Source organism: Candidatus Auribacterota bacterium (assembly GCA_026392035.1).
Classification (GTDB): domain Bacteria; phylum Auribacterota; class Tritonobacteria; order UBA1439; family UBA1439; genus JAPLCX01.
Window position 1 is genome coordinate 37229 of record JAPLCX010000084.1, and the last position, 6123, is coordinate 43351.

The 6123-nt window shown below is 53.5% G+C and carries 5 protein-coding genes; all 5 read left to right on the forward strand.

Annotation, left to right across the window (positions count from 1 at the left end):
• Positions 1-45: 45 nt before the first annotated feature.
• The 5 genes from NTX71_09150 (at position 46) to NTX71_09170 (ending at position 5807) form a co-directional block, all read left to right on the forward strand.
• Positions 46-1107, forward strand: a complete 1062-nt coding sequence (locus tag NTX71_09150) for a 3-isopropylmalate dehydrogenase (GenBank protein MCX6340065.1) — start codon at positions 46-48, stop codon at positions 1105-1107.
• A 71-nt stretch (positions 1108-1178) separates the two neighbouring features.
• A complete protein-coding gene (locus NTX71_09155; protein MCX6340066.1) occupies positions 1179-2189 on the forward strand; it encodes an aspartate-semialdehyde dehydrogenase in 1011 nt (336 codons plus the stop codon).
• Between the two features lie 77 nt (positions 2190-2266).
• The gene (gene truA / locus NTX71_09160; GenBank protein MCX6340067.1) at positions 2267-3001 is read left to right on the forward strand and encodes a tRNA pseudouridine(38-40) synthase TruA; all 735 of its coding nucleotides are present in this window, start codon (positions 2267-2269) and stop codon (positions 2999-3001) included.
• Between the two features lie 11 nt (positions 3002-3012).
• Entirely contained in the window at positions 3013-4611 is a 1599-nt protein-coding gene (locus NTX71_09165) for a DUF2079 domain-containing protein (GenBank protein ID MCX6340068.1), read from the forward strand.
• 152 nt (positions 4612-4763) lie between these two features.
• On the forward strand, positions 4764-5807 hold the full coding sequence (locus NTX71_09170; protein ID MCX6340069.1) for a hypothetical protein: 1044 nt from the start codon (positions 4764-4766) through the stop codon (positions 5805-5807).
• The last annotated feature ends 316 nt before the right edge of the window (positions 5808-6123 follow it).

A 6123-nucleotide genomic window follows, 5' to 3' on the forward strand; every position in this document is an offset into this window, starting at 1 on the left:
TCCGCGGTTTAACACGGTTTGTTCAGTATTCAATAGGGGGACACAATGGGACGAAAATACGAGATTGCGGTAATCCCCGGTGACGGTACGGGGCCTGAGGTGATCCGCGAGGGCTTGAAAGTCCTCAGCGCGGCCGCCGGCAGGTATGGATTCAAACTCGAGACGCGTGAGTATGATTTTGGCGGAGCGCGATATAAGAAGACCGGAGAGACACTCCCGGACTCCGCCCTGAATGAGCTCAGGGGATTCAAGGCGATCTACCTCGGAGCGATCGGGCACCCCGACGTGAAGCCGGGGATTCTTGAAAAAGGCATCCTGCTCAAGTTGCGCTTCGAGCTCGACCAGTACATCAATCTGCGCCCCGTGAAGCTCTATCCCGGTGTGGAGACCCCCCTCAGGAATAAGAAGCCGGAGGATATCGATTTCATTGTAGTGCGGGAGAATACGGAAGACCTCTACGCTGGGATCGGCGGCTTCCTGAAGAAGGGGACCCCCGACGAGGTGGCAATCCAGGAAATGATCTACACGAGGAAGGGGGTCGAGCGCTGCATCCGGTACGCTTTCGAACTCGCCATGACGCGACCCCGGAAGAAGCTCACCTTCTGCGGCAAGACAAACGTGCTCACCTATGTCCACGACCTCTGGCAGAGAACCTTCGACGAGGTGGGGCGGGAGTACCCGAAGGTCCAGAAAGATTACGCCCACGTTGACGCGATCTGCATGTGGATGGTGAAGAGCCCGGAGGCATTCGACGTCATAGTCACCTCAAATATGTTTGGCGACATCATCACCGATCTGGGCGCGATGATCCAGGGGGGCATGGGGATCGCGGCGGGGGCCAATATCAACCCAACGGGGACATCAATGTTCGAACCGATCGGCGGATCGGCCCCCAAGTACACGGGGAAAAACGTGATCAACCCGCTCGCCGCAATCTGCGCGGGGGGGATGATGCTCGACTTCCTGGGAGAGAAGGAAGCGGCTCAGGCGATCGAGCAAGCGGTGATGAAAGTGGTCTCGGGAAAGCTCAAGAGCCTCTCGGCAGGCAAGATGGGTTATGGGACGGATGAGGTGGGCACAATGGTGGCGGACATCGTGCGGGGATGAAGTCATGAGGGCGAGAGAGTGTGTCCGAAAAATAAATGGTGTCTGTCCCTATTTATTAAGGAGTGAATAGTATGGTGCAGGGATATTCAATAGCGATAGCAGGAGCGACGGGAGCGGTCGGCACGGAGATGATTCGGACGCTCGAAAAGAGGAACTTCCCCGTACGGGACATCAGGCTGCTCGCATCACGCCGTTCCGTGGGGAAGAGGTTGCCGTTCAAGGGGGAGGATATCCCCGTCGAGGAGCTCAGGGCCGATTCGTTCAAGGGCGTGGAGATCGCCTTGTTCAGCGCGGGCGCATCGCGGAGCAAGGATTTTGCGCCGGCAGCCGTTAAGGCGGGCGCGATTGTGGTGGATAATTCCAGCGCGTTCAGGATGAATCCGGATGTTCCCCTGGTGGTCCCCGAGGTGAATCCTGAAAAGGTCGGGGAGCACAAGGGCATCATCGCGAATCCAAACTGCTCCACCATCATCATGGTTGTTCCCCTCTGGCCTCTGCATAGGGCGGCGCGGATAAAAAGAATCGTGGTGTCAACGTACCAGGCAGCGTCGGGGGCGGGGGCGGGCGCGATGGCGGAATTGCAGAGGCAGATCTGCGAACTATCGGAAGGGAAGAACGCGACGGTCTCGGTGTTGCCCCAGCAGATCGCCTATAACCTTTTCCCGCACGTTGACGTGTTCCTCCCGGACGGCTATACGAAAGAAGAGATGAAGATGGTCATGGAGACGAGGAAGATATTCGGAGATGATTCAATAGTGCTTACCGCCACCTGCGTGCGGGTGCCGGTGCTGAGGGCTCACTCGGAGGCGGTGAATATCGAGACGGAACGGAAACTGACCGCGGCGGAAGTGCGGCTAATCCTCTCCCGCGCACCTGGCGTGAAAGTCGTGGATGACACATCTAAGAATCTCTATCCGATGCCGCTCATGGCGACCGGCCGGGATGAGGTGCTCGTGGGGCGCATTCGCGAGGATATGTCGCAGCCTCGCGGCATAGATTTGTTCATTTCGGGGGACCAGCTCCTCAAGGGGGCCGCGCTCAATGCGGTGCAGATCGCCGAATTAGTAGTAAGCGGTAAATAATAAGCAATACGCAAAAGCGGCAAGGCGCAGCTTAATCCTTACGGCTTACCACTTAGAGCTTGTTTCCTATGGCCGGCGTGCGCAACATAAAACTGGTGATCGAGTACGAGGGGACCCGCTACTGCGGATGGCAGGTGCAGCCCAACGGCCCCACGATCCAGGAAAAGCTTGAGCTCGCCATCAGACAGATCACGGGCGAGACGGTGCGGATCTTCGGCGCGGGGCGGACCGACGCGGGGGTGCACGCCTCCGGACAGGTGGCGAACTTCCATACCGCGTGCCGGATGTCCGCCGAGCGGATGCGCCACGCCCTGAACGCAGTCCTCCCCGATGACATCGTGGTGCTCGATCTCGGTGAAGTTCCGGAATCATTTCATGCCCGGTACAGCGCGAAGAGCAGGCGCTACCGCTACACAATCCTCAACCGCACTGCCCCTTGCGCGCTCCAGCGATACTGTGCCCTGCACCTCGCGCAGCCGCTCGATATTGAGGCGATGCGAGAAGCGGCCGGGCATCTCATCGGCACATGGGATTTCTCCTCCTTCGGCTGCAATGCCGGCAGGGAGGATGATCCGGTGCGAACCGTCCTGGCCATAGCGGTTGACAGACAGGGAAATTATCTCACGATCGAGATAGAAGCGGTCAGTTTCCTCTACAAAATGGTCCGCTCGATCGTGGGGACGCTCATCGATGTGGGGAGGGGGAAGATGCAACCGTCGGATGTCCCCCGGATACTGAGGGATCGCGACAGGAAGAGCGCCAGCGCCACCGCGCCGGCTCAGGGACTTACACTGATCAAAGTCGATTATTGAGGATCCACTCAGTGAAAACGACGCAACGATTAGTATCTGTGGCATTGCCTCTTGTGTACCTTGCCATTCTCGCGCCAATTTATCTCTGGGGAAAAATACCAAACGCAAACACTATTATTTTTCACCTGATTAACGCTGTTCTCCTCCTCGCCGTATCCTTATCGGTAGATCGCCCCTATGCGCAACAGTTGGGCGAATGGTTCAACCGCCATGCAGATACAATAATAGCTTTTATAGTTGTTATCGTTGCGATCCTGTTTTGCGTCTTGAATTATCTGAAGTTCACCAACTATGGCTTTGTGGGTGAGGATCTTTCCAAATTCGCTCAGAGCTTTTACTCAACAACCTATCGGCATCAACTGTTCACCAATTCTTATGCGCGCTCGCATTTTGGCATTCACTTCAGTCCGTTCCTATTTATCCTCTGTCCTGCCTACTGGCTTTGTCCTCACCCTTGGATATTAATTTTTGCGAAAGTTCTTTCCCTCTCACTCAGCATGATACCTGTTTATCTAATTGCTCGTGATGCACTTTCAAAGATGGCTGCCCTGGTCATTGTAGGCAGCTATTTGATGTCACCCGCAGTGTTCAGCCAATTTTTGTTCGAATTCTACGAGCTTCAATTCGCACCGCTCGTCATTGGATTCTGTTTGTACTATTTCCTGAAAAAGAAAAAGGCTTTTTTCTTTTTATGTCTCATCATCCTCATATCAATAAGAGAAGAAATGGGTATGTGCGCGATCGCGCTTGGCGTTTATTCCATTATTATAAAAAGGGATAAGTCATGGTCTATCCCTATGCTCATTATTGGGACCGTATCAATCCTCTCCTCGTATTTCTTCCTAATCCCGTATTTTAATCCGTCGGGTAAATACCCAACTGTTTTAATTACAGGCCGATCTGGTGGTTTAATGCCTTTTCAGCTTTATAAGAATATGGTGAGCATAGAAAATGCCAGGTATAGCTATTTTCTGCTCGCTCCCGCCTTGTTTGTGTTACCTTTTTTAAATCCTTCGTGCATACTCGCCACCCCTTTTATCGTAGGGGTACTCTTATCCGGCAAGCTTCTGACTAAGTGGATTGGCTACCACTACCATGCTTTTGTTATGGTTGCCCTTTTTATAAGCTGCATACTATCGCTGGGTCATTTTGGCTCTCTGGGATACTCTAATAAGAAACCCGGTGAGGGCGTGTTTCTCTGCAAACTCTGCATTGTGCTCATGCTGTTTGTTGCCACATCTTTGACCTGTTATCAATACATACCCTCTATTAAAACGGAGATCATGGCTCCGTATGGCTGGAATGGCCTTATACCTCTTGCCGAGTACAAACAAGCGCTGGCCGAGGCGATCTCTATTATTCCTCCCCAGGCCAGCATCGCCGTGCCTCGATACACAGCCCCCCATCTTGCCAATAGGGATCATGTATTGTACGACCTTCCAGGGGAGCGGCCCGACTATGCGCTCATTGACAAGAACACAAAAGATAAAGCGACTCTTGGCCGTTTAAACGAGAAATTTCTCAATGACAGTAACTATCTGTCAAATTATAAAAGTATATTTTGTAGAAATGGGATACACTTATACAGGAGAAAAGATAAAACTAGATAGATCAATCATGTTGCCGCGCTGATTGGATGTTAATTTGTTGTAGCAGGGACCTAAACCTCGGCTGTACATAGGGAGGTAGTATGGGTTTTTACTCTATTAGGCAGAAATTTTTCATCTTGTTCTTCTTTACTGTTATAACCAGCATCGCAAGTGTGCCTCCTTTAATAATCGCCCAGGACGAAGACTCCTTCTCGGGGGAGGTGGGCGAAGATGCGCTGTCAGGGGTGCCGCGCGAAACCGCTCCCGGGGCCGCTCAGGGAGCGCCTGTGACTGCGACCGGCATCGAGGGATGGGCGCGGGCCGCGAAGAAGCGGATGAGTTTTGCGGTGGCAAATATCTTTGAATCGCGGGACGTCTGGCGCGGCATCAACTGGTTCGGAATCGATCCGGCATATCTCATGGGCGGCGATTTCAAGCTCGATCTCACCCCCTATGACGAACAGCGGCTGAGGGATATATGGGAGGTGAAACTGCACTCCATGGTCGGAGGCGCGTGGGCCCTCAAGTCGGGCCATGAGATAAATGATCGGTTCAAGGTGATGGCGGCGCTGGAGAACAGGTTCTTTAAGTACCTCGATTTCGACATCGGTTACGAACACTATGGCCTCCCACCTTTTGATGACCACGACAGGGACTTCGAGGAGCTGCTCATCCGCACCGGATTCAACTCGATCCCCACATTCCGGCCCCTCACGCTTCCCGGCTACGCAAAGCCTGTCACCGCGATACCGTTCGCCGTTCACTATGGTGCCTATAGCGGTTTTTCGTCAAAGAGCTTTGCATGGACCACTGATAAATACGGCTTCCACGGCTACCCACCCAACTGGTGGTGGCACAATGTCGAATTCAATCTCATCGTTCCCTTCCCCGATGTCATCCCCGATAGCACATGGGGCATCCTTCAGTGCCTGAAGCTGGACTCCACAATCTGGGCGATCGACAGAGGATCAGTGCTCCCCGGTCTGAAGAAAGGTCTCCAGGACGCGGAGTTCGGGCTGGCGCTCCCTCTCATCCTCGACATGGGGAAGGCGTTCACGCTCGAGAGGTATCTGTGGGGCGCCTTCGGCGAGTCGAAAATCATCGTCGAGCCATTCGTGCGGTACGTGATGGACGCCCAGAACCTCGATACCCAGACGATGGTCTGGCACGACAAGGACGAGATTATCGGCGGGGTGGCGCTGGTGTACGCGTTCTAGTGTAGTGCGTCAGAGATATCTTGTCAGATAAAAATCTATCAACCGACCTAGGTTAGGGTCATTGCGAGCGAAGCGAAGCAATCTTGACTCCACATGGGAGATTGCTTCGGTCGTCTCGCTTCGCGCGACTCCCTCGCAATGACAACCCAAATATAAAGAAGCGTTAGACGCACTACACTAATACAAACGCATTAAGTAAAGTTACACAATCGCTTGATTTTTTGAACTGACCATGAACGTGTTGTTTTGCGAACCGTCGTCCATGTATTCTCAAGGTCATCAAACCACTGGTTGGTCGTGGCCTCGTAACGGACTC

Coding starts and splice junctions, on each gene's coding strand:
- NTX71_09150 (MCX6340065.1), top strand. CDS start 46: ATGGGACGAAAATACGAGATTGCGGTAATCCCCGGTGACGGTACGGGG.
- NTX71_09155 (MCX6340066.1), top strand. CDS start 1,179: ATGGTGCAGGGATATTCAATAGCGATAGCAGGAGCGACGGGAGCGGTC.